The organism is Cellulosimicrobium sp. BMG9.23 (assembly GCF_059159985.1).
In genome coordinates, this window is record NZ_JBZGBZ010000001.1 from 357,443 (window position 1) to 380,755 (window position 23,313).

Here is a 23,313-nt window from a genome sequence, read left to right on the forward strand (position 1 = left end):
TCAGCCCTCTCGACCGGTCGTCGTGAGCCGGTCCAGGGGCTCGACGACGAGGACGCGCTGCTGCCCCCCGATCCGCGTGAGGACCAGCGTCGCCTCGGCGTCGCCGGTGAGCGCGAGCTGCTTGCGCAGCTGCTCGGGCGTCACGGCCGTCCCGCGCTTCTTGATCGTCAGGCGCCCGACGCCGCGCTCGCGCAGGTAGGCGCGCAGCCGCTTGAGGCCGAACGGCATGGTGTCGAGCACGCGGTACCCGCGCGCGAGCCCGGCCGCGAGACCGTTGTCGCCCACCGGTGCGGGGGAGTCCGTCGTGACGTACGCGATGGTGCGGTCCAGGAGCCGGCCTCCGAGCTCCGCGGCCGCGTGCCCCACGAGGCCCGCGCGGATCACCGCACCGTCCGGCTCGTAGAGGTAGTGCCCGACGTCGCCGGCGTCGGCCACGACGTCGTCGTCGCCCGGGCGGTGCGCGAGCGAGCGGGCGACGGTGTGCTCGGTCCCGTCGTCGGCGGTGCGCGTCGTGAGGACGAGCGCGGCGCGGCCGGGACCGGCAGGAGCGAGGGGGCCGAACCACAGGGCGGCCTCCACGACGTCGCCGTCGACGGACACCCACTCGGTCTCTGCGTCGGCAGGCAGCCCGTTGTGGGAGATCCCGGGGCCGACCTTGATACCCACCGCCGGGACCTGGTCGCGCAGGGCCCACACGGCGTCGAGCGGCGGGGCGTAGGCGCGCGGGTCGAACACGCGCGACCCGGAGCGGGTGCGTCGCGCGGGGTCGGCGTAGACGCCCTCGACGCCCTCGGCCGCGAGGTCGAGCGCGAGCCCGTCCCCGTGGCGCACCTCCGCCTCGGGGAAGTGGCGGAGGTTGACGGTCGCGAGGGCGGCGGTGAGCTCGTCGACGTCGCTCGCGAGCACGTGGAGACCGGTCCCGGCGAAGGCGAGCGAGTCGGCGCCGATGCCGCACGTGAGGTCGGCGACCTTCGTGACGCCCGCCTCGAGGTACCGGTGCGCGTGCCGGGCCGCGACGACGAGACGGGTCGCCTGCTCGAGACCGGCCTGGGTGAAGAGCATGCCGTCGGCGAACGCCCCGAACTTGGCGCGGGCCGCGGCGCGCAGGCGCGACTGCGTGAGCGCCGCTGCCGCGAGGTCGGGATCGACGCCCTTCGCCCGCAGACCGGCCGACAGGACGAGGGCCTGGTGCTCGTCGTAGGGCGGCAGCGCGCCGAGCAGGGCCCAGCCCTCGGGGCTGAGCAGCTTCGACAGCGCGGCGGCATCCATGCGTCGATCCTTCCACGGACGTGCGCCCGCGTGCGCCCCGGCCCGGCGAGGTGCCGATCGCCGAGGGTCGTGGTCCGCGCCGCGCCGCCCTGCGCGAACACGCTGGCACTCGCCTTGACCGAGTGCTAACCGCGACCTAGATTGGGCAGCGGGTCGGCGCCGTCTGCGACGGTGGCCACCCCACGAGCGACCCGGCTGCCGGCACCCGCGACGACGGCCAGCCACGGTGCGCTCGACCCAACCGTCAGCAGTTCTCATCGCGAAAGGGGAGGTCCGACGTGTCGGTCCCCATCAAGCCGCTCGAGGACCGGATCGTCGTGAAGGCCCTCGAGGCCGAGACCACGACCGCATCCGGCCTGGTCATCCCGGACACCGCCAAGGAGAAGCCCCAGGAGGGCGAGGTCCTGGCAGTCGGTCCGGGCCGTGTCGACGACAACGGCAACCGCGTCCCCCTGGACGTGACCGTCGGCGACAAGGTCATCTACAGCAAGTACGGCGGCACCGAGGTCAAGTACGGCGGCGAGGACTACCTCGTCCTGTCCGCGCGCGACATCCTCGCCGTGGTCGTCGGCTGACCCAGCCGGCACCGAACGCCACAGGGCCCCGCGACCGTCCCGGTCGCGGGGCCCTGTCGTCGCCGCGGACGGGTCGCCCCACCCGTCGCAGCGGTGTCGGCGCCGAGCGTTCGCGCCGACCGGTTCCGTGGTGCCGCGGGTCGTCGTCGACCTGCAGCGGTCATGCCCCGCGCGTCAGCCCGTCTTGCGCCCGGAGCCCGCGAGGATCGCCGCGCGCTCGTCCTCGCTCAGCCCGCCCCACACGCCGTACGGCTCGCGGACGCGCAGCGACTGCTCACGGCACTGCATCATCACCGGGCACGAGTGGCAGATCGCCTTCGCGGCCTCTGCGCGTCGTCGTCGCGTCGAGCCGCGCTCGCCCTCGGGGTGGAAGAACAACGTGTCGTCCTGATCGCGGCACGAACCCTGGTACTGCCATTCCCAGAGTTCCATCACCGGTCCGGGGAGCCTTGAGATCTCTGCCATGGCGAACAACCTACAAGCGTTGCAGAAGTTGTTCAAGCCCCTGTGTGGATCCCGTGAATCCCCAGGTCGTGGAAAGGTGCTCCGGGTGCACTCTGCTGGGCATCGCGCCGGACGGCACCTCGCATCGCGCCAGCGGGTGGATCGGAGGTGCGAAACGGGGGTCGCGGGTCGATCGCGGCGCGATGCCACCGCCGCTGACGCGTTCGTTCGCGGAATGAACAACTGCTGCACAGCGTGCGGCGCGAACCAGGTCACGGTGTGGTCGAGGTCCGGTCGGGCGAGTGGCGGGACGTGGTCGTGATCGGCAGAATCGATCCATGACCTCCGTGCGGTCCGCCCCCGACCCCGAGGGAGCCCGACCGACCATGCCCCACAGTCCCGGTCTCGCCGTCGCCGTCGTCGCCCGACGCCTCGGCGTCGCGCCAGCGACCCTGCGCACATGGGACCGCCGCTACGGCCTGGGGCCCTCGGAGCACCGCGCCGGCTCGCACCGCCGCTACACCGACGACGACGTCGCCCGCCTCTTCATCATGCGTCGCCTGACGCTGGAGGGTGTGGCCCCTGCGGACGCCGCCCGGAACGCTCTCACGGCCGACGGTGACGAGCTGGCCGCCCACCGCGGGACGAACGCGACCCTCGAGCCCGCGGACCCGGTGGTCGACGCCGACGAGCTGATCGACGCCGACGAGACCGACGACGACGAGGCCGCCGTCGGGACGGCCCCGCGCGGTGGCGGGCCGCGCCCGTTCCTGCGCGCCGTCCCGGGAGGGGAGAAGCGCGGGCCCGCCGTCCCCCGGGTCGGCGGGCTGCGCGACGCGCGCCCCGTGACCGTCTCCGACGTGGTCGACGCGGCCATCGCCTACGACCAGCGCACGTGCGACCGCCTCCTGCGGATCCCGGCAGGCGTCGACCCGGCCGATTGGTGGTCCGACCTGGTCGAGCCGGCGCTCGACCGTCTCGCCGAGCGCACCGTCCTCGCGACCTCCGGCGAGGTGCCCGAGGTCGTGCTCGCGAACGCGACGCTCGGCGCGCTGCGCGAGTACACGCAGTCGCGCGAGGACGCGATCGTGGCGGCGGGCGGTCCGCCGCGCAACCACCCCAGCCGCATGCGCCGCATCGTGCTGGTGTTCGCCGCGCCCGACGAGCCGCTGCCTCTCGCCGCGCACGCGCTCGCGGCCGCCCTCGGCGCGCACGGCGCGATGGCACGGATCGTCACCGGTCCGGCGAACGTCCACCGCACCCTCGAGCTCGTGACGATGGTCCGTCCCGCGGCCGTCGCGATGGTGACCACGCAGAACCGGCCCGACCTCGGGATCGTGCACGCCACCTTCGAGGCCAACCCCGGCCTTCCGGTGTTCGTCGGTCTGCCCAGCGACGAGGTCGCCGCCGACCTCCCGCTCGCACCGACGGTGCACCGCGTGCGCAGCTTCACCGGGCTGCTCCACGAGCTCCTCGCGGTCGTGCGCTGACCACCGCGGGACGCCGACCGACAAGCGGACCGGAGCGCCGTCGGGCACTCCGCGGTCGACGAGGGACGGTTCGCGCACGGGAATACCGGGCGGCCTCCCGGCGTAGAATCCGGGTGTGACCGCCTCGCCCGCCCCCGGTTCCACGCCCGCCCCCTCGCCCGCGCCCGGGCACGACCCGTTCGGCTTCCTCGGGCTCACCTATGACGACGTGCTGCTGCAGCCCGGGTACTCGGACCTGGCGCCGTCGGAGATCGACACGACGACCCGCCTCACGCGCGAGATCTCGATCCGCGTCCCGTTGATCTCGGCGGCCATGGACACGGTCACGGAGTCCCGCATGGCGATCGCCATGGCACGTCAGGGCGGCATCGGGGTGCTGCACCGCAACCTGTCCATCGAGGACCAGGCGTACCAGGTCGACCTGGTGAAGCGGACGCAGACCGGCATCATCTCCAACCCCGTGACGATCGGGCCGGACGCGACGCTCGAGGAGCTCGACCGGACGGCGGGGGAGTACCGCATCTCCGGCTTCCCCGTCCTCGACGCGCAGCAGCGCCTCGTCGGCATGGTCACCAACCGCGACCTGCGCTTCACGCCCGTCGCCGAGTGGGCGACGACGAAGGTCGACGAGGTCATGACCCGGCAGCCCCTCATCACCGGACCGTCGGGCATCTCGCGCGAGGACGCGACCGCGCTGCTGCGCAAGCACAAGATCGAGCGGCTCCCGCTCGTCGACGCGGACGGGCACCTCACCGGCCTCATCACGGTCAAGGACTTCGTGAAGTCGGAGCAGTTCCCCAACGCGTCGAAGGACGGCCAGGGCCGCCTGCTCGTCGGCGCGGCGATCGGATACTTCGGCGACGCGTGGCAGCGCGCGACGACGCTCATCGAGGCGGGCGTCGACGTGCTCGTCGCCGACACGGCGCACGGCAACGTCCGCATGCTCATCGACATGGTCCGTCGCCTCAAGACGGACCCGGCGACGCGCGACGTCCAGGTCATCGGCGGCAACGTCGCGACGCGCGAGGGCGCGCAGGCGTTCGTCGACGCGGGCGCGGACGCCGTCAAGGTGGGCGTCGGGCCGGGCTCGATCTGCACCACGCGCATCGTCACGGGCGTGGGCGTCCCGCAGGTCACGGCCGTCTACGAGGCGTCGCTCGCCGCGCGCCCCGCGGGGGTCCCGGTCATCGCCGACGGCGGCATGCGCCACTCGGGCGAGATCGGCAAGGCGATCGTCGCCGGCGCCGAGGCGGTCATGCTCGGCTCGATGCTCGCGGGGACCGAGGAGTCGCCCGGCGACACGATCCTCGTCCACGGCAAGCAGTACAAGGCCTACCGCGGCATGGGCTCCATGGGCGCGATGTCGTCGCGCGGCAAGAAGTCGTACTCGAAGGACCGGTACTTCCAGGCCGAGGTCACGAGCGACGACATGATCGTCCCGGAGGGCATCGAGGGGCAGGTGCCGTACAAGGGCACGCTCCAGGCCGTCGCGCACCAGCTCGTCGGCGGGCTGCACCAGACGATGTTCTACGTCGGCGCGCGCACCGTCCCCGAGCTGCAGGAGAAGGGCCGCTTCATCCGCATCACGTCCGCGTCGCTCAAGGAGAGCCACCCGCACGACGTGCAGATCACGGCCGAGGCGCCGAACTACACCGGGTTCTGAGCCACGCGTCGGACGGGGGCCGGGCCGGGGCGGACGGGGCTGGGCCGTACGGGGGGCGGGTCGTGCCGGGTCTACCATCCGCCCGCTCGTTCCTCGCGGGCTCCCGCCAGACCCACCACGACCCGGCACGACCCGCCCCCCGTCCGACCCGGTCGTCAGCCCCGTCAGGCCAGACCTCAGCTCCGCCGTCCAGCCCGACCTCAGCTCCGCCGTCCGGCCCGTCGTCGTGACGGGCGGACGGCGAGCGGCGAGGTGCTCAGGACGTCATGACCCGTGTGTGGAGCGCCTGGACGGCGTACCGGGCGGCCCAGAACGCGCCGTGCTGCCAGGCCGAGATCTCGGACATCCAGTCGCCCGCGAAGTAGACGTTCCCTGCGCCCTGCTGGAGCTGCTTGAAGCGCGACGACTGGGTGTTCGGGTAGGCCCATGCACCCTCGATGTAGGGCACCTTGTGCCACGCGATGGAGAAGGAGCTTTCGAGCTCGGTGCGGTACTTCTCGCCGTGGATCTTGACGCCCTGCTCGACGGCCCGGAGCTCGCGCTGCTTCGGGGCCATGTCGCCGTACGTGCGTGCGTTGATGCCCGTGTTGTAGTAGCCGACGACGAGCCCCTTGCGCTCGCCGTAGCCGTACGACGGGTACCAGACGTGGGCGAGGTCCATGTCGGTCTCCGTGATGCCGCCGAAGATCCGGTGGTCGTCCTCCCAGAAGCGCGACCGGTACTGCAACCCGATCTTGCCCGCCGGCGCCCCGACGGCGAACTCTCCGAGCGCCGCGTCGATGTCGGGGCCCCAGTTCGTCTGCCAGCGGCGCATGAGCCCCGCGGGCGCCGAGACGACCGCGAAGTCGGCGTCGATCTGGCGGGCCTTCCCGTTGTGCGCGGTGTACGTGACCCGGACGCCGCCGGTGGTGTTCTCCACGGCCGTGACGGGGGAGTTGAGGAGCACGTTCTGCTTGCCGATGGCCCGGACGAAGTAGTCGAACGTCGTGTCCATGCCGCCCTTGGGCTGGAACATGAGCATCGACTGCTCCCAGTTGATCTCGAACGGGAAGTACATGCCCATCCGCGAGCCGAGGACCTCCGAGACGCTGCCGGGGCCGGGCAGAGGCGTGCCGTGCTCGTTCCACGCGGACGGGTAGACCGAGTACCCGCGGTTGTCCCCGCCCTGGTAGGTGCCGTCGGCCTTCAGCGAGCCCCAGCTGCGCAGGAACGAGCGCAGGTTCTCCTTGTCGGCGGCCGTCAGCTTCTGGTCGAGCGCGCCCTGGTCGGCCGCGTAGGTCAGGAGCTCGGAGGTGTACCCGAAGACGTCGGCCTTCGCGGTCCGGTACCGGACGGGGTTGCCCGGCGTGGCGCCGGTGCGCTCGTTGTAGAGGTACGCGTCGGCGTTCGCGTTGGTGAAGACCTCGTAGGGCACGCCCAGCTCGCGCAGGTAGTCCATCGTGACCATCCACTGCGCGATGCGGCCGGCACCGGCGTTCATGTAGATGTTCTTGTCGAAACGGGCCGTCTGCGTGACCCCGTTGACGTCGGTCTCCGAGTCCCCGCCGCGGATGGTCAGCGTGCGTCCTCCCGGACGGTGGCGCGCCTCGAGGACGGTGACCTGGTAGCCGGCCTTCTGCAGCTCGTAGGCCGACGCCAGGCCCGCCGGCCCCGCACCGACGACGACGACCTTCTTGGCGGAACGCCCGGTCAGGGTGAAGTCGCTCTTCGTCGGAGCGATCCAGGACTCGTTCCTCGGCTGCGCAGCCGCCGTCGGCGCGAGCCCGACGGCACCCATCGTGGCGAACATGACGCCGGCGCCTGAGGTAGCGCCGACCGCCTGGAGGAAGTTGCGCCGGGAGACGCCGGTCGTGCTCTCGTCTGTGACCATGTGGCTCGGACCTCTCGTCGTGAAGCCTGACGGACTGCCCTCCCGGCGCTCGATGCCGGGTGCCGCCGTCAGCACCGTCGCCGACGCTAGGGACGTCGCGTCGCGAACGCGGGTCCGGCGCGTTTCGCGCCGGTCAACGCGGCGCGGACCTCGTAAACGTCTCGTTTCGCCCTCTTCGGGCCCTGCTCGGCATCGTCGCGCGACCCCGCGGGTGCAGGTCTTCTCCGTGGTGCGGCGTGAACCCGCCACGACACGCGGGCGTCACGAGGTCGAAACGCCCGGTCGCTACGTTCGCGGCTCCGGCCGAGGCTCTCGCTCGGCCGCGTCGGGTGCCAGGGCGGCGCCCGTCTTCTCCCCTCCTGGAGGCACGCATGAAGAACCGCACGAAGGTCGTCCTCGCCGTCGCCCTCACCGCCGCCGTGGCGGTGCCCGGGACGGCCGTCGCCGCCGGCAGCCTCTTCCAGCCGAAGCCCACCGAGGCCGTCTCCTTCATCACCGGCGACACCGCGTCCATCGCGGACGGTGTCGCGTTCGGCAAGAACGTCGCCTGGTACAAGTCGTCCGGTCTGGGTCCTTCGGCGTTGAACCGCGCGCCCGGCGCCACCGCGGAGCAGCGGTACATCCCGACCGACGTCTTTCCCGGGGGGACGCTCCCTGCCGGCGTGACGATCACCGAGGCGCAGGGCATCAACGCGCTCATGCGGATCGGCGAGAACCTGGAGAAGGCCGGTCTCTCCTACGACGACGTCGTATCGATGCGGGTCTTCCTCCAGAACCCCGCGGGCGCCGAGAAGATGGACTTCGCCGGCTGGAACCGCGCGTACCGGCAGTTCTTCGCCAACACGAACCTCGCCACGGGCGCGACGATGGACGTCCAGCTCGGCTCGGCCACGACGACGCCGATGGTCGTCAACGCTGCGCGGCCGTCGCGCTTCGCGCTCGAGATCGAGAACCTGCCCGTCGACGGCTGGCTGGTCGAGGTCGAGGTCGACGCGGTCTACCCGAAGTGACGCCTGCGGCCGGCCCCGGTGCTCCCGGGACCGGCCGCAGCTCTGGCCGAACCGTCGCGCAGGGCGCTCAGTCGCGGAAGACCTCGATCTGCGCGCCGAGCTCACGGAGACGCTCGGTGAGCTGCTCGTAGCCCCGCGCGATGATGTCGACGCCGCGCAGCACGGACGTGCCCTTCGCCGCGAGCATCGCGAGCAGGATCACGACGGCGGGGCGCAGCGCGGGCGGGCAGCTCACCTCGGCGCCGGACCAGCGCGTCGGCCCGGTGACCTGGAGCCGGTGCGCGTCGAGCAGGCGGACGTCCGCACCGAGGCGCGTGAGGTCCGTGAGGTGGATGGCCCGGCCTTCGTACACCCAGTCGTGGATGAGCGTCGTGCCGTGCGCACCCGCTGCGATGACCGCGAAGAACGGGAGGTTGTCGATGTTGAGCCCGGGGAACGGCATGGGGTGGATCTTGTCGATCGGGGCGCGCAGCTCGCTCGGGTGCACGGTGACGTCGACGAGCCGGGTGCGGCCGTTGCGCGACAGGTACTCGGCGCTCAGCGTGTACCGCTGCCCCATCTCGGCGAGCGTCGCGAGCTCGATCTCCATGAACTCCACGGGGACGCGGGAGACGGTGATCTCAGACCCCGTGACGATCCCGGCGGTGAGCAGGCTCATCGCCTCGACGGGGTCCTCGGAGACCGCGTACTCGACGTCGACGTCGATGCCCGTGCGCCCGTGGACGCGCAGCGTCGTCGTGCCGATGCCGTCGATCCGGACGCCGAGCAGCTCGAGGTAGAAGCACAGGTCCTGGACCATGTAGTTCGGGCTCGCGTTGCGGATCGTGGTCACGCCGTCGCGGCTCGCGGCGGCCATGAGCGCGTTCTCGGTGACGGTGTCGCCGCGCTCGGTGAGCACGACGGACAGGTCACGCCCGTCGGCCGAGGCGACCGTCGCGTGGTAGTTGCCGCCGGTCGCGGTGACGGACAGCCCGAACGGGCGCAGCGCGATCATGTGCGGCTCGACCGTGCGGGTGCCGAGGTCGCACCCACCGGCGTACGGGAGCTCGAAGGTGTCGCGGAGCCCGAGCAGCGGTCCGAGGAACATGATGATGGAGCGCGTCCGCCGCGCGGCCTCGACGTCGATCGACGACAGGTCGAGCGCGGCCGGCGCGACGATCTCGAGGTCGCGACCGTTCGGTGCCCATGTCGCGACGACGCCGATGGACCGCAGGACGTCGACGATCCGGTCGACCTCCACGATGCGCGCGACCCCGCGCAGGGTCGTGCGACCACGGTTGAGCAGGGAGGCGCACAGCAGCGCGACGGCTCCGTTCTTGGAGGAGTTCACCTCGATCGTCCCCGAGAGGGTGTGGCCTCCCTGGACGCGCAGGTGCGAGCGCTTCGGGCCGCCGAGGCTGATGATCTCGGAGTCGAGAGCGAGACCGATGCGGTTGAGCATCTCGAGGCTGACGTTCTGGGCGCCCTGCTCGATGCGGTGCACGGCGCTCTGGCTCGTGCCGAGGCGCTCGGCGAGCTGGGTCTGGGTCAGTCCACGGTTCTGGCGGGCGCCGCGGATGAGGGCGCCGACCTGCGTGAGGGGTGCGTCATCGATCATCGTCATGCCGCGACGATAACTCATGGATGAGATATGCGAAGGGCGGAAGCGAACGCGTCGCGAGTAGCGGGCAAGATTTCGACGTCACTGCAGGCACGAGCATTCGTCTCGTGAGATAAGCCGCGAGGACGAAGCCGCAGGTCCGGGCTCAGACGGGCCAGCGACCGTCCGCCCCCGCGCCCACGTAGGGGCGCTCGCGCCGCTCCTCGTCGAGCTCGTCCACCCACCGGCGGTGCGCGTCCACCTGGTGGTCGTGCAGCGCGTCGAGGGTCGTCGCGGCGAGGCGCGGGTGCGCGACCACCAGCGCGTCGAGCACGGAGAGCGTCGCGAGCGCGTCGACGTCCGCGGTGTGCAGGGCGCCGGTCTCCCGCACCCCGTAGTGCTCGCACAGGTCGGTCAGGCGCCGCTTGCCCTCCCGGTCCGGGTCCGCCGCCCGGTCGAGGACGAGGGGATCGAGCACGGGCCGCACGGGACGGCCGAGCCGCTCGGGGAGCGTGCGCAGCCCGTGCCGGGCGAGCTCGACGTCGAGCAGGGTGAGGTCGAAGGCCGCGTTGTAGGCGACCACGGGCACACCGGCACGCTGGTGGTCGACGAGCAGCGACGCGATCTCGTCGAGCGCGACGCGCGGTGCGGCGCCGTGCGCGACGACGTGGGCCGTCCCGATGCCGTGGATCGCCGTCGCGTCGGCCGGGATCGCGACGCCGGGATCGATGAGCCAGGTGCGGACGGTGGTCCCCGTCGGACCGCGCAGCACGAGGGCCGCCGTGACGATGCGCTCGACGTCGACGTCGAGCCCGGTGGTCTCCGTGTCGAAGGCCACCAGGGGCCCCGCCGTCCAGCTCATCCGTTACCGCCTCCATACCCACGCCTGCCCACACCTACCCACGCCTGCCGTCGCGCCCGCACACGGTCCTGCCCGACCCGGTGGGCCGCCGTCGGCCCGACCGGCCGACGGTGGCGCCACCCTCCCAGGGCCCACCCACAGCGCCCGCGCCGACCAGGACGCGGACCGGCCCTCCGGCCGCCCGAGCCGCCGGTAGGCTGGCCCGGTGAGCAACGAGATCGAGATCGGACGTGGCAAGCGCGGGCGGCGCGCGTTCTCCTTCGACGACGTCGCGGTCGTGCCGTCCCGGCGCACGCGCGACCCGGAGGAGGTCTCGGTGGGTTGGCAGATCGACGCCTACCACTTCGAGCTGCCGATCATCGCCGCACCCATGGACTCCGTGATGAGCCCCGCGACCGCGGTCGCGCTGGGCAACCACGGCGGGCTCGGCGTCCTGGACCTCGAGGGTCTGTGGACGCGCTACGAGGACCCGGAGTCCCTGCTCGCGGAGATCGCGGAGCTCGAGCCGGTCGAGGCGACCCGGCGCATGCAGGAGATCTACGCCGAGCCGATCAAGGCCGACCTCATCACGCAGCGGCTCAAGGAGATCCGCGCGGCCGGGGTCACGGTCGCCGGCGCGCTGTCGCCGCAGCGCACCCAGGAGCACTACCAGACGGTCGTCGACGCGGGCGTCGACCTCTTCGTCATCCGCGGGACCACCGTCTCGGCGGAGCACGTGTCCGGTGTCGCGGAGCCGCTCAACCTCAAGCGGTTCATCTACGAGCTCGACGTCCCGGTCGTCGTCGGCGGCGCGTCGACGTACACCGCGGCGCTGCACCTCATGCGCACCGGCGCGGCGGGCGTCCTCGTCGGGTTCGGCGGCGGCGCGGCGCACACCACGCGCGTCTCCCTGGGCATCCACGCGCCCATGGCGACGGCCGTGGCCGACGTCGCGGCCGCGCGTCGGGACTACCTCGACGAGTCGGGCGGCCGGTACGTCCACGTCATCGCCGACGGCGGCGTCGGCCGCTCGGGCGACCTCGTCAAGGCCGTCGCGTGCGGCGCCGACGCGGTGATGATCGGCGCGGCGCTCGCGCGCGCCGAGGAGGCCCCGGGCCGCGGCTGGCACTGGGGGCCCGAGGCCCACCACCCGCAGCTCCCGCGGGGCGAGCGCGTGCGCGTCGGCACGGCCGGCACGCTCGAGGAGATCCTCTTCGGGCCGGGCCGCCAGGCCGACGGCACGCTCAACCTCGTCGGCGCGCTGCGCCGCGCGATGGCCACGACCGGGTACTCCGACCTCAAGGAATTCCAGCGCGTCGAGGTCGTCGTCTCGCCCTACCAGCCGCGCTGAGCCGGCGATGGCGGGACATGTCGCCGACGGGCCGTCCGTCGACCACGTGAGCGGGCGCGCGGCGCCGTCGAGCGTGCTCGAGGTGGCCGAGGTCGCCGACGCCGACGTCGAGGCCGTCGTGGGGCTGTGGCGCGCGTGCGACCTGACGCGGCCGTGGAACGACCCGTACCGGGACATCGCCGACGCCCGGCTGGGTGAGACGTCGACCGTGCTCGTCGGGCGGGTGGCACCGGCTCTCGTGCCCGACGACGCGGCCGCGGCGGGCGATGCACCTCGCCCCGGCGAGGTGGTCGCCACGGCGATGATCGGCGTCGACGGTCACCGGGGCTGGATGTACTACCTCGCCGTGGACCCGCGGGTCCAGGGCGCGGGCATCGGCCGAGAGATGGTCGTGGCCGCGGAGGCCTGGCTCGCGGCGGCGGGCGCACGTGCCGTCCGGCTCATGGTCCGGTCCACCAACGACGCCGTGCTGGGCTTCTACGAGCGCCTCGGCTACGTCGACCAGGAGTGCACGGTCCTCGGCCGACGGCTCGGCGACGCGTGACGTGGTGAGCGGCGCGACCTCCGCGTGGACCCCGTGGCGGCCCACCCGCTACGAGGTGGCGGAGCTCGAGGCGGAGCACCGCGCGCGGGTCGGTGCTCTCGACGGTCTCGTCGCCGTGCCCGACCTCCTCGCCCCGGGCTCCGACGCCGAGGGGATCCTCGGTGTGCGGCTCGCGGACGGTTCGCGCGCGGTGGGTGTCGTGACCTGGTCGGACGTCGACGCGCGCTCGACCGCCGCGACGTTCCGCGCGCTGCGAGAGTGCCGCCTGCGAGCGCGCGCCGCGGGGCCCGACGTCGCAGGTGCGGTCACCGCGCTCGTCGCCGCCTGGTTCACCGAGGTGCGGACCGACCACCGCTCCGGTCGCCCGGCGCCGACCTCCGCCCCCCTGGACGCGGCGCCCGTCGACGGAGCGTCCGAGGCAGTGCCGGACGCGGTACCGGACGCAGTGCCCGCCGACGAAGCGCTCGCCGTCCTGTGGCCGAGCCGCGACGTCGAGGCCGTCGCGGCGCTCGCGTCGTCCGGGCTGCGGCCTGTCGCGCACCTCGCGGCGCGCCGGGACGCCCGCCCCGGCGGCTCCCCGGTGGGCCTGCCCTCCGGTGTCGTGCTGCGCGACGCGGTGCCCGCCGACGTCGAGGCCGTCGTGGAGCACCAGCTCGCCGAGCTCGCCCTCGACGCGCTCGTCGGGTCGGCCCGGGTGCGCGAGGACGCGCGCGCGACGCTCGCCCCCCAGGTCGCGGCCGCCGTCGCGCGCCCGGACACGACCGTGCTCGTCGCCGAGTCGGCGGAGCCCGACGCGGGCGTGGTCGGGGTCGTGGCCGTCGAGCCGCCGCGCCTCTCGGGGCTCGTCGCGGGCGCGGTGACGCGGGGCCCCGCGGCCTACGTCGTCCTCCTCCACGTCGACGACGCGCTGCGAGGGCGGGGCCTCGGGTCGGCGCTCGTCGAGGCCGCGCTCGACCGCGTGCGGGACGGGAGCGGCGCGGGCACGACCGTCCTCCTGCACCACGGCGTGCTCAACCCGCTGTCCGCCCCGTTCTGGGCCCGGCACGGCTTCCGGCCGGTGCTCACGACGTGGGAGCTGGCTGTCAGCGCGACGACGTAGCCTGTCCCCATGACCAGCTCCTCGGGCTCCTCGAACCCTTCGCCCGGTCCCGTCCCCGGCGACGACGCCGCGCTCGACGGCCTGCTCGACCCGGAGAACCCCGCGGCCACCTACTTCCTCGAGCCGGACGTCGTCGCACCGCTCGTCGCCCGGATCGTGACGAGCAGCGCCTCCGGGACGCATCGATCCGTCCTGCCCTTCACCGGCGCGCCGCTCGCGGCGTTCCCCACGTCGTCGCCCGACGACGTCGCGCTCGCCGTCGAACGGGCACGCGCCGCGCAGCGCGCCTGGGCACGTGTGCCGGTGGGCGAGCGCGCCCGTGTCGTGCGGCGGTTCGGCGAGCTCGTGCTCGCCGAGCAGTCCGACGGCCTCGACCTCGTCCAGATGGAGTCCGGCAAGTCGCGCCGCAGCGCGTACGAGGAGGTCGCCGACGTCGCGATCGTCACGCGCCACTACGCCGTGCGCGGTCCGCGCTACCTCGCGGACCGCCGCGCGCCGGGGATGCTGCCCGTGCTCACGGGCACGCGCGTGCACCGGCGGCCCGTCGGGGTCGTCGGCGTCATCGCGCCCTGGAACTACCCGCTCACGCTCGCCTTCGCCGAGGCGGTGCCCGCGCTGCTCGCAGGCAACGGTGTCGTCGTCAAGCCGGACCCTCAGACCACGCTCAGCGCCCTGTGGGGCGCCGAGCTCCTCGAGCGCGCGGGCCTCCCGGCCGACTTGTTCCTCGTCGTCGCGGGCGGCGGCGACGTCGGGGCGGCCCTGACGGACCACGTGGACCACATCGCGTTCACGGGATCGACGGCGACCGGTCGCAAGGTCGCCGCGCGCGCGGGCGAGCGGCTCATCGGCGCGACGCTCGAGCTCGGCGGCAAGAACCCGCTCTACGTCGCGGCGGACGCGCACGTCCCGACGGCGGCGCGCGCGGCCGTGCGGGCCTGCTTCGGCAGCTCCGGCCAGCTGTGCGTCTCGATCGAGCGCCTCGTCCTGCACGAGGCCGTCGCGGACGCCTTCCTCGACGAGTTCGTCCCCCTCGTGCGCGCGATGCGGCTCGGCGCGGGCCTCGACTACTCCGCGGACATGGGGTCGCTCACGTCGCAGGCGCAGCTCGACCGTGTGGTCGAGCACGTCGACGACGCGCTCGCGCGCGGCGCCCGCGTGCTCGCGGGCGGCGTGCACCGCGCGGACATCGGGCCGTTCTTCTACGCGCCCACCGTCCTCGACGACGTGGCCGACGACGCCCGGTGCGCCCGGGAGGAGACGTTCGGCCCGGTCGTGTCGGTCGTCCGCGTGGCGAGCGACGAGGAAGCGGTGCGCGTCATGAACGACACCGAGTACGGCCTGAACGCGAGCGTGTGGACGCGCGACGTCGCGCGGGGCCGCCGGATCGCCGCACAGGTCGAGGCGGGCAGCGTGAACGTCAACGACGGCTACTCGGCCACCTTCGGTTCGGTGGGCGCGCCGATGGGCGGGTTCAAGGCGTCCGGGCTCGGGCGACGGCACGGACGGGAAGGGATCGAGGCGCTCACGGAGACGCAGACGATCTCCGTGCAGCGCGGCGCGAACCAGGGCCTGAGCCTCGACACGCTCTACGAGCTGGGCGGCGAGCTGCCGAGCCGGGTGCTCACGACGGCGCTCGACGTCATGCGACGGCTGCGCCTGCCCTGACCCGACGCGTCGCGGCGTCTGCTCCGCCAAGACCCGTCGGGGTGGGCTCAACGCACGACCGCGTCGAGCAGCGCCTTGACCGCCGCCGGGACCTCGCGCACGCGGTAGAGCACGGCCTTCCAGGGCTCGACGCTCGCGGCGCTCACGCCGACGCCGACCGCGTCGAGCCCCGCGACGCGGCACGAGAAGAGCGCGCGGGGCAGGTGGTAGCCCTGCGTGACGACCACGGCGTCAGCGAAGCCGAACTCGTCGACGGCGCGCGTGCACGTCGCGTGCGTGTCGTACCCCTCGCGGTCGAGCAGGATCGCGTCGTCGGGAACACCACGGTCGAGGAGCCAGGCGCGCATCGAGGCCGGTTCGTCGTAGTCGTCGTGCGCGTCCCCGCTCACGAGGATCACGGGTGCGACGCCGCGGGCGTGCAGGTCCGCCGCGGCGTCGAGCCGACGCCGCAGGTAGGTCGACGGCGAGCCGTCGGGCCGCAGTCCTGCGCCGAGCACGACGACCGCGTCGCTGGCCGGGACGTCGTCCGCCGCCGCAACGTGGGACCGTCCGACCCCCTGGACGACGAGGAACGGGAGCACCGCGACGACGGCGAGCCCGGCCGCGCCGAGCATCGCCGTCCGCCGACGAGGGCGACGGGTTCGGGGACGGCGGGGCGCTCTCGCGGACGTCTCGGTCACGCGCCGACCCTAGCCGCACGGACGACGTCGGCCGTCCGGAGCGTCCCGCGACACGCGTCCCGCGACGCGTCAGCGTCCGAGGTCGGCGAGCTCTGCGACGAGGTTCGCCCGCGCCCGGTCCTCCCAGCGCTCGACGGCGAACGGCGTCCGGTAGAGCGGACCGGCGTCGAGCAGCGAGCGCAGGACCGCGGCGCGCCCGGCCCGGAACGCGCCGTCGGGCACGTGGGCGTACTCGGCGCGCACCTGGCGCACGTAGCGCGCGTAGCGGTCGGGTGCCGCAGCGAGGATCGCGAGGTCGGCGTCGGAGACCAGCGTTCCGGCCCGGTCGTCCGGTGCAGGGTCGTGGTGCGTCGTGAGCAGGACCAGTCGCGCGACCTCCACCACCGCCTCGGCGCCGACGTGCGGCGCGAGGGTGGCGGTCGCTAGCTCGGCTGAGCGCTCCTCGTCCCGGCCCGCCTCGCCGTCGTGCACGGCGTCGTGGAACCAGATCGCGAGCTGTGTGACCGAGGCCGCCGGCCCCGTGCCGTCGGGCACCCCGGCCGGGCGACCCTCGAGGAGGGCGAGCGAGTCCAGCGCGTGCACGAGGTGCTCGGGCCCGTGATACTCCCGGTGGGGCTCGTGCCAGCGCTCCACGAGGTCGACCCCGACGCTGCGCGCCCCCGGCAGCAGCGCGTCCCACCGCGCGAGGATCGCGTCGGCCTTGGCGGCGCGACGAGCATGACCGGGCACGCGCAGCCCGGACGCCCCGAGCCGGCGCGCGAGCTCCCGCCCGTCGACCGGCACCGCGCCGGCCGCCACGGCATCCTCGTAGCGTTCCGCCGCGACGTCGTAGTGATCGAGGTCGAACGCCCGCCGGCTCAGCCCGATCGTCTCGGCGAGCGCGTGCAGCTCAGCAAGAGACGAATCCGACACGAGATGGCTGAACAGCGTCCCGTGCGCAGGCCACGCCGGCGGGTCGACATAGACGGTCACGCTCCGAGCATGCCACCCACGATCGGAAGCCGGATCGAAGAGCCCGCCGAGACGAGCCGAGACGAACGGCGAGACGAAGAGCGAGCGGGCGGTGCGACGTCGGATGCGAAGGGCGTAAAGGCCGCGCTCCTCAAGCGGACGGCCGACCGCCGGAGGTGACGGCGCGGCCAGCCCGAGCACCGACGCCGCACCGCCCGCGGACCCGACGACGCGGCCAGCCCGAGCACCGACGTCGCACCGCCCGCGGACCCGACCCGCCCCGGACCGCCCGCGACCTCAGGAACCGGGACGACCGCCCTCGACCACCTCGACGCACTGCCGCGCGATCGCGAGCTCCTCCATGGTCGGGATCACCATGACCAGGGTCGACGTCCAGTCGGGCGAGATGACGCGCGGCTCGCCGGAGTCGACGGCGTTGCGGTCCGGGTCGATCGACAGCCCGAGCGGCTCGAGACCGTCGACGACGGCGGCGCGCACGGCGGCGTCGTGCTCGCCCACGCCCGCGGTGAACGCCACGACGTCTACGCGGCCGAGGACCGCGTGATACGCCCCGACGTACTTGCGCAGGCGGTGGATGTACACGTCGAACGCCTTCTGCGCGTCCTCGTCGCCCGCGTCGATGAGGCGCCGCAGCTCGCGGAAGTCGTTCACGCCGGACAGGCCCTTGACGCCGGAGCGCTTGTTGAACAGGTCGTCGATCTCGTCGATGCTCATGCCCGCGTTGCGCGCGAGGTGGAACACCACTGCGGCGTCGATGTCGCCCGTGCGCGTGCCCATGACGAGGCCCTCGAGCGGGGTCATGCCCATCGAGGTGTCGACGGCGACGCCGCCACGCACAGCCGACGCCGACGCGCCGTTGCCGAGGTGCAGCACGATGGTGTTGAGCGACTCCATGCGGCGTCCGAGGACGCGCGCGACCTTGCCGGCGACGTACTGGTGGCTCGTGCCGTGGAACCCGTACCGGCGCACGCCGTGCTCCGCGGCGACCTCGCGGTCGAGCGCGTAGGTGGACGCGGCGTCGGGCAGCGACGTGAAGAACGCCGTGTCGAACACGGCGACGTGCGGGACGTCGGGCAGCAGGTCGCGCGCGACGCGGATGCCGGTGACGTTCGGCGGGTTGTGCAGCGGCGCGAGGGGCGACAGCTCGTCGATCTGGCGCACCACCTCGTCGTCGACGAGGACGGGCTGCGAGAAGACCGCCCCGCCGTGCACGACGCGGTGGCCGACGGCATACACGTCGGCGTCGGCGAGGTTGGGCCCCACCTCGTCGAACAGCCCGAGGGCGATGCGCAGGGCCTCGCCGTGGTCGGGGACCTCCTGCTCGCGCGTCGTCGTGTTCCCGGCGAACCGGTGCTTGACGATGCCCGACTCCTCGCCGATGCGCTCGATGGTGCCGGCGGCGATCGCCTCGCCGCCGACCGGGTTGACGAGCTGGTACTTGAGCGACGACGAGCCGGAGTTCATCACGAGGACCGAGCCGTGCGCCCCGTACGCGCTGTAGGGGTTGGGGCGCTCGCCCTCGGGCAGGATCGTCATGAGGTGGCTCCGGCGGTGGTCGTGTCGGGGGAGGTGGGGGGTGCGGTCGCCTCGGTGGGCGTCTGTGCCTGGATCGCGGTGATGGCGACCGTGTTGACGATGTCCTGCACGAGCGCGCCGCGCGACAGGTCGTTCACGGGCTTGTTGAGGCCCTGCAGCACGGGCCCGACGGCGACGGCGCCCGCCGAGCGCTGCACCGCCTTGTAGGTGTTGTTGCCCGTGTTGAGGTCCGGGAAGATGAACACGGTCGCGCGGCCGGCGACGTCGGAGCCGGGCATCTTCGACGCCGCGACGGACGCGTCGACCGCGGCGTCGTACTGGATCGGGCCCTCCACGAAGAGGTCCGGGCGGCGCTCGCGGACGAGGGCCGTGCCGCGGCGGACCTTGTCGACGTCGGCGCCGGAGCCCGACTCGCCCGTCGAGTAGGAGAGCATCGCGACGCGCTGGTCGACGCCGAACTGGTCGGCGGTCGCCGCCGACGAGATCGCGATGTCCGCGAGCTGCTCCGCGGTGGGGTCGGGGATGACGGCGCAGTCGCCGTAGACGAGCACGCGGTCGTCGAGGCACATGAGGAACACCGACGACACGACGGACACGCCGGGCTGCGTCTTGATGATCTCGAACGACGGCTTGATGGTGTGCGCGGTCGTGTGCTTGGCGCCCGACACCATGCCGTCGGCCAGGCCCAGGTGGACCATCATCGTGCCGAAGTACGACACGTCCTGGACCCGCTCGCGCGCCTCCTCGAGCGACACGCCCTTGTGCGCGCGCAGGCGCGCGTACTCGGTCGCGAACAGCTCGACGTGCTCCGGGTCGTGCGGGCTGAGGACCGTCGCGGCCTCGATGTCCAGGCCGAGCTCGGCGGCGCGGGCGCGGACCTTCTGCTCGTCGCCGAGGATCGTCAGGTCGGCGACCTGGCGGCCCAGCAGCGTGGACGCGGCGCGCAGGATGCGGTCGTCGTCGCCCTCGGGCAGCACGACGTGCTTGCGGTCGGCGCGGGCCCGCGAGAGCAGCTCGTACTCGAACATCAGCGGGGTGACGACCTCGGGCCGCGGGACGTCGAGGCTCGCCAGCAGGGCCGCTCCGTCGACGCTCTGCTCGAACAGCGCGAGCGCCGTGTCGACCTTGCGCTGCGCGTCCTTGGTGACCCGTCCTCGGGCCCCTGCGGCGGCGCTCGCGGTGCGGAACGTGCCGAGGTCCGTCCGGATGATCGGCAGGCTCGGGTCGAGGTCCGCGACGAGGCGCGCCGTCGACTCCGGCGGGAAGAACCCGCCGTTGAGGATGACGCCCGCGAGCGACGGGAAGCCCGACGCCGAGTGCGCCGCGAGCAGGCCGATGAGGATGTCGACGCGGTCGCCGGGCGTGATGACGACGGCGCCGTCGGTGAGCCGGTCGAGCAGGTGCTCGAACGACATGGCGCCGACCAGCAGGTCCGTCGCCTCGCGCGCGAGGAGCGCCTCCTCGCCGAAAGCGAGCCGACCGCCGACGGCCTCCATGAGCGTGCGGACCGTCGGGGCGTCGAGGAACGGGTCCTCGGGCACGGCCCACCCGGCCACGCCGTCGGACCCCGGGGCCGCGAGGAGCGACCGCACGGCGTCGAGGTCCTCGGGCGTCACCCGGTTCGCGACGACGCCGATGGGCTGCGCGTGCTGGGAGCGCAGCTCCGCGACGCTCACCTCGATGAGGTTCCCCACGGCGTCGGGCGTGCGGCCCTTGCCCGAGACCACCAGGAGCACGGGCGCGCCGAGGTTCGCCGCGACGCGCGCGTTGAAGGACAGCTCGGTGGGCCCGGCGACATCCGTGTAGTCCGTCCCGACGACGACCACGACGTCGCAGACGCTCGCGACCTCGTGGTAGCGCGTCACGATCCGCGAGAGCGCCGCCTCCGGGTCGGAGTGCACGTCCTCGTACGTCACGCCGATCGCCTGCTCGGCGGTCAGGTCGACGCCGTCGTGCGCGAGCAGCAGCTCGAGCACGTAGTCCTGCACGTCGGGTCCCGCGGCCCGCGTGACCGGCCGGAAGACCCCGACCCGCTGGACCTTGCGGGCCAGCAGGTCGAGGACCCCGAGCGCGATCGTGGACTTGCCGGTCTCGCCCTCGGGCGAGGTGATGTAGATGCTGCGAGCGGGAACGCTCACTCGTTGTCTCCTCCTGTGTCCTGCCCGGCGCCCGTCGCGCCGTTGTACTGCGGGCCGCCCTCCTCGGTACCGGTCTCGCCCACGTCCGGCCAGACCCAGTCGCGCACCTCGGGGATGTCCTCGCCGTACTCGCGCGTCCACTGCCGCGCGGCGAGGCGCGCGTCGACCATCTCCTGACGCAGGCCCGCGTAGCGGGAGCGCAGCTCCGGGACGCGGTCGATGACGTCGATGACGAGGTGGTACCGGTCGATGTCGTTGAGCATCGCCATGTCGAAGGGCGTCGTCGTGGTGCCCTCCTCCTTGTACCCGCGCACGTGGATGTTGGGGTGGTTCGTGCGGCGGTAGGTGAGGCGGTGGATCAGCCACGGGTAGCCGTGGTAGTTGAAGATCACCGGGCGGTCGCTGGTGAACAGCGTGTCGAAGTCCTTGTCGGACAGACCGTGCGGGTGCTCGTTGGCGTCCTGCAGACGCATCAGGTCGACGACGTTCACGACGCGCACCTTGAGGTCGGGGAGCCGCCGGCGCAGGATGTCCGCCGCGGCGAGCACCTCGAGCGTCGGGACGTCGCCCGCGCACCCGAGCACGACGTCCGGGTCCTCGCCCTCGATCTCCGTGCCGGCCCACTCCCAGATGCCGAGGCCGCGCGTGCAGTGCGCGATCGCGTCGGGCATCGACAGGAACTGCGGCGCCGGCTGCTTGCCCGCGACCACGACGTTCACGTACTGGCGCGAGCGCAGGCAGTGGTCGTAGGTCGAGAGCAGCGTGTTCGCGTCCGGCGGCAGGTACACGCGGACGATCTCGGCCTTCTTGTTGACCACGTGGTCGATGAATCCCGGGTCCTGGTGGGAGAAGCCGTTGTGGTCCTGGCGCCACACGTGGCTGGACAGCAGGTAGTTGAGGCTCGCGATCGGTCGGCGCCACGGGATGTGGTTGGTGACCTTGAGCCACTTCGCGTGCTGGTTGAACATCGAGTCGACGATGTGGATGAAGGCCTCGTAGCTCGTGAACAGGCCGTGCCGCCCGGTGAGCAGGTAGCCCTCGAGCCAGCCCTGGCACTGGTGCTCCGAGAGCATCTCCATGACGCGGCCGGCGCGGGCCAGGTGCTCGTCGACGTCGGGGCCGTAGAAGTCGGCGTTCCACTGCTTGTCCGTCACCTCGTACACGGGCTGCAGACGGTTCGACGCCGTCTCGTCGGGCCCGAAGATGCGGAAGTTGTCGGGGTTGAGCCGCACGACGTCGGTGAGCCACTGGCCCAGCACGCGCGTCGCCTCCGCGACGGCCGAGCCGGGGCCCGACACGTCGACGGCGTAGTCCCGGAAGTCCGGCAGGCGCAGGTCCTTGAGGAGCAGCCCGCCGTTCGTGTGCGGGTTGTCGCTCATGCGAAGCGTGCCCTCGGGAGCCAGGGCGGCGATCTCGTCCCGCAGGCGGCCGTCGTCGTCGAACAGCTCCTCGGCCCGGTACGACTCGAGCCAGCCCTTGAGGACCTGGAGGTGCTCGGGGGTGTCCCGGGCGCTCGCGAGCGGCACCTGGTGCGCGCGCCACGAGTCCTCGGTCTTCTTGCCGTCGATCTCCGGCGGGCACGTCCAGCCCTTCGGGGTGCGGAAGACGATCATCGGCCAGGCGGGGCGCTCGTCGCTGCCTTCGTGCGCCTGGCGCTTGATCTCCGCGATGTGGTTGAGCACCTCGTCGAGGAGCGTCGCGAAGCGCCGGTGCACCTCGACGTGGTCCTCGCCGTCGAAGCCGCCGACGAAGAAGTACGGCGTGTGGCCGTAGCCGATCATGAGGTCGCGCAGCTCGTCGTCGCTGATCCGCGCGAGGACGGTCGGGTTGGCGATCTTGTAGCCGTTGAGGTGCAGGATCGGCAGGACGACGCCATCGTTGCGCGGGTTGACGAACTTGTTCGAGTGCCAGCTCGTCGCGAGCGGCCCGGTCTCGGCCTCGCCGTCACCGACGACGGCCGCGACGAGCAAATCCGGGTTGTCGAACGCCGCGCCGTACGCGTGCGAGAGCGCGTAGCCGAGCTCGCCGCCCTCGTGGATCGACCCCGGCGTCTCCGGCGCGACGTGGCTCGGGATGCCGCCCGGGAACGAGAACTGGCGGAACAGGCGACGCAGGCCCTCGGTGTCCTGCGTGATGTCCGTGTACGTCTCGGAGTAGGTGCCCTCGAGGTACGCGTTCGCGACCAGACCCGGACCGCCGTGCCCCGGTCCCGCGACGTAGATCGTCGACTGCCGGCGCTGCGCGATCGCGCGGTTCAGGTGCGCGTAGAGGAAGTTGAGCCCGGGAGTCGTGCCCCAGTGACCGAGGAGGCGCGGCTTGACGTCGTCGCGCGACAGGGGAGTGCGCAGCAGCGGGTTCGCCAGGAGGTAGATCTGGCCGACCGACAGGTAGTTCGCGGCGCGCCACCACGAGTCGACGCGACGCAGCGTCTCGTCGTCGAGCGGGGCGACCTCGGCGTGCCGCCACGCGGACGACTCAGCGGTGGACTTGGTGGCGGTGGTCGTGCTCATCTCACGCTCCAGCAGGGGGAAGGGTTCGTGAACGACTACGGCTTCATACAACCCCATCCACCCTGGCCCTGCACGGG

18 protein-coding genes are annotated in these 23,313 nt (G+C 72.9%); 8 read left to right on the forward strand and 10 right to left on the reverse strand.

Annotation, left to right across the window (positions count from 1 at the left end; genetic code table 11):
• Window positions 1-1,269 (reverse strand): class I SAM-dependent methyltransferase, encoded by a 1,269-nt coding sequence (locus tag AC4H2G_RS01505; protein ID WP_494363982.1) that lies wholly within the window; start codon window positions 1,267-1,269, stop codon window positions 1-3.
• A 278-nt stretch (window positions 1,270-1,547) separates the two neighbouring features.
• Between AC4H2G_RS01505 and groES the strand changes: the two genes are divergently transcribed.
• The gene (gene groES / locus AC4H2G_RS01510) at window positions 1,548-1,844 is read left to right on the forward strand and encodes a co-chaperone GroES (protein WP_021482870.1); all 297 of its coding nucleotides are present in this window, start codon (window positions 1,548-1,550) and stop codon (window positions 1,842-1,844) included.
• Between the two features lie 174 nt (window positions 1,845-2,018).
• Here groES and AC4H2G_RS01515 read toward each other — a convergent pair whose 3' ends face one another.
• Entirely contained in the window at window positions 2,019-2,309 is a 291-nt protein-coding gene (locus AC4H2G_RS01515; protein WP_435738801.1) for a WhiB family transcriptional regulator, read from the reverse strand.
• 365 nt (window positions 2,310-2,674) lie between these two features.
• Between AC4H2G_RS01515 and AC4H2G_RS01520 the strand changes: the two genes are divergently transcribed.
• A complete protein-coding gene (locus tag AC4H2G_RS01520; RefSeq protein ID WP_494363983.1) occupies window positions 2,675-3,778 on the forward strand; it encodes a MerR family transcriptional regulator in 1,104 nt (367 codons plus the stop codon).
• A 115-nt stretch (window positions 3,779-3,893) separates the two neighbouring features.
• Window positions 3,894-5,441 (forward strand): IMP dehydrogenase, encoded by a 1,548-nt coding sequence (guaB, locus tag AC4H2G_RS01525; protein WP_494363984.1) that lies wholly within the window; start codon window positions 3,894-3,896, stop codon window positions 5,439-5,441.
• A 256-nt stretch (window positions 5,442-5,697) separates the two neighbouring features.
• On the opposite strand, the gene AC4H2G_RS01530 is transcribed toward guaB, so the two are convergent.
• The gene (locus AC4H2G_RS01530) at window positions 5,698-7,311 is read right to left on the reverse strand and encodes a flavin monoamine oxidase family protein (protein ID WP_494363985.1); all 1,614 of its coding nucleotides are present in this window, start codon (window positions 7,309-7,311) and stop codon (window positions 5,698-5,700) included.
• Window positions 7,312-7,682: 371 nt separating this feature from the next.
• Here AC4H2G_RS01530 and AC4H2G_RS01535 point away from each other — a divergent pair, with 371 nt between their 5' ends.
• Window positions 7,683-8,321 carry a Rid family hydrolase gene (locus AC4H2G_RS01535; RefSeq protein WP_494363986.1) on the forward strand — a complete coding sequence of 213 codons (639 nt, stop codon included), beginning with the start codon at window positions 7,683-7,685 and terminating at the stop codon, window positions 8,319-8,321.
• Window positions 8,322-8,388: 67 nt separating this feature from the next.
• Here the strand turns inward: AC4H2G_RS01535 and AC4H2G_RS01540 are convergent, their stop codons facing one another.
• Complete coding sequence (locus AC4H2G_RS01540) at window positions 8,389-9,924, reverse strand: helix-turn-helix domain-containing protein (RefSeq protein WP_435738806.1); 1,536 nt, start codon at window positions 9,922-9,924, stop codon at window positions 8,389-8,391.
• Window positions 9,925-10,066: 142 nt separating this feature from the next.
• Window positions 10,067-10,762 carry an exonuclease domain-containing protein gene (locus AC4H2G_RS01545; protein ID WP_494363987.1) on the reverse strand — a complete coding sequence of 232 codons (696 nt, stop codon included), beginning with the start codon at window positions 10,760-10,762 and terminating at the stop codon, window positions 10,067-10,069.
• A 205-nt stretch (window positions 10,763-10,967) separates the two neighbouring features.
• Here AC4H2G_RS01545 and AC4H2G_RS01550 point away from each other — a divergent pair, with 205 nt between their 5' ends.
• From AC4H2G_RS01550 to AC4H2G_RS01565, 4 genes are read left to right on the forward strand one after another with little or no spacing between them, the layout of a single operon-like run.
• A complete protein-coding gene (locus tag AC4H2G_RS01550) occupies window positions 10,968-12,092 on the forward strand; it encodes a GuaB3 family IMP dehydrogenase-related protein (RefSeq protein WP_494363988.1) in 1,125 nt (374 codons plus the stop codon).
• 7 nt (window positions 12,093-12,099) lie between these two features.
• Entirely contained in the window at window positions 12,100-12,636 is a 537-nt protein-coding gene (locus tag AC4H2G_RS01555; RefSeq protein WP_494363989.1) for a GNAT family acetyltransferase, read from the forward strand.
• 4 nt (window positions 12,637-12,640) lie between these two features.
• Window positions 12,641-13,735: a GNAT family N-acetyltransferase gene (locus AC4H2G_RS01560; RefSeq protein ID WP_494363990.1), complete on the forward strand. Its 1,095-nt coding sequence runs from the start codon at window positions 12,641-12,643 to the stop codon at window positions 13,733-13,735.
• A 9-nt stretch (window positions 13,736-13,744) separates the two neighbouring features.
• A complete protein-coding gene (locus tag AC4H2G_RS01565; protein ID WP_494363991.1) occupies window positions 13,745-15,400 on the forward strand; it encodes a succinic semialdehyde dehydrogenase in 1,656 nt (551 codons plus the stop codon).
• Window positions 15,401-15,447: 47 nt separating this feature from the next.
• Here the strand turns inward: AC4H2G_RS01565 and AC4H2G_RS01570 are convergent, their stop codons facing one another.
• From AC4H2G_RS01570 to AC4H2G_RS01590, 5 genes are all read right to left on the reverse strand, one after another.
• The gene (locus AC4H2G_RS01570; RefSeq protein ID WP_494363992.1) at window positions 15,448-16,080 is read right to left on the reverse strand and encodes a SanA/YdcF family protein; all 633 of its coding nucleotides are present in this window, start codon (window positions 16,078-16,080) and stop codon (window positions 15,448-15,450) included.
• A gap of 69 nt (window positions 16,081-16,149) precedes the next feature.
• Window positions 16,150-17,052: a DUF4031 domain-containing protein gene (locus AC4H2G_RS01575; RefSeq protein WP_494363993.1), complete on the reverse strand. Its 903-nt coding sequence runs from the start codon at window positions 17,050-17,052 to the stop codon at window positions 16,150-16,152.
• A gap of 276 nt (window positions 17,053-17,328) precedes the next feature.
• Window positions 17,329-18,588 (reverse strand): acetate/propionate family kinase, encoded by a 1,260-nt coding sequence (locus tag AC4H2G_RS01580; RefSeq protein ID WP_494363994.1) that lies wholly within the window; start codon window positions 18,586-18,588, stop codon window positions 17,329-17,331.
• A complete protein-coding gene (pta, locus tag AC4H2G_RS01585; protein ID WP_494363995.1) occupies window positions 18,585-20,726 on the reverse strand; it encodes a phosphate acetyltransferase in 2,142 nt (713 codons plus the stop codon). Before pta ends, AC4H2G_RS01580 begins: the two co-directional genes overlap by 4 nt.
• A complete protein-coding gene (locus AC4H2G_RS01590) occupies window positions 20,723-23,236 on the reverse strand; it encodes a phosphoketolase family protein (RefSeq protein WP_494363996.1) in 2,514 nt (837 codons plus the stop codon). Before AC4H2G_RS01590 ends, pta begins: the two co-directional genes overlap by 4 nt.
• Window positions 23,237-23,313 lie beyond the last annotated feature (77 nt).

Bases quoted from the DNA above. Each gene is read 5' to 3' on its own strand.
- AC4H2G_RS01505 (WP_494363982.1), bottom strand. From the start codon at position 1,269: ATGGATGCCGCCGCGCTGTCGAAGCTGCTCAGCCCCGAGGGCTGGGCC.
- AC4H2G_RS01515 (WP_435738801.1), bottom strand. From the start codon at position 2,309: ATGGCAGAGATCTCAAGGCTCCCCGGACCGGTGATGGAACTCTGGGAA.
- AC4H2G_RS01520 (WP_494363983.1), top strand. From the start codon at position 2,675: ATGCCCCACAGTCCCGGTCTCGCCGTCGCCGTCGTCGCCCGACGCCTC.
- AC4H2G_RS01530 (WP_494363985.1), bottom strand. From the start codon at position 7,311: ATGGTCACAGACGAGAGCACGACCGGCGTCTCCCGGCGCAACTTCCTC.
- AC4H2G_RS01535 (WP_494363986.1), top strand. From the start codon at position 7,683: ATGAAGAACCGCACGAAGGTCGTCCTCGCCGTCGCCCTCACCGCCGCC.
- AC4H2G_RS01540 (WP_435738806.1), bottom strand. From the start codon at position 9,924: ATGACGATGATCGATGACGCACCCCTCACGCAGGTCGGCGCCCTCATC.
- AC4H2G_RS01545 (WP_494363987.1), bottom strand. From the start codon at position 10,762: ATGAGCTGGACGGCGGGGCCCCTGGTGGCCTTCGACACGGAGACCACC.
- AC4H2G_RS01555 (WP_494363989.1), top strand. From the start codon at position 12,100: ATGGCGGGACATGTCGCCGACGGGCCGTCCGTCGACCACGTGAGCGGG.
- AC4H2G_RS01565 (WP_494363991.1), top strand. From the start codon at position 13,745: ATGACCAGCTCCTCGGGCTCCTCGAACCCTTCGCCCGGTCCCGTCCCC.
- AC4H2G_RS01580 (WP_494363994.1), bottom strand. From the start codon at position 18,588: ATGACGATCCTGCCCGAGGGCGAGCGCCCCAACCCCTACAGCGCGTAC.
- AC4H2G_RS01590 (WP_494363996.1), bottom strand. From the start codon at position 23,236: ATGAGCACGACCACCGCCACCAAGTCCACCGCTGAGTCGTCCGCGTGG.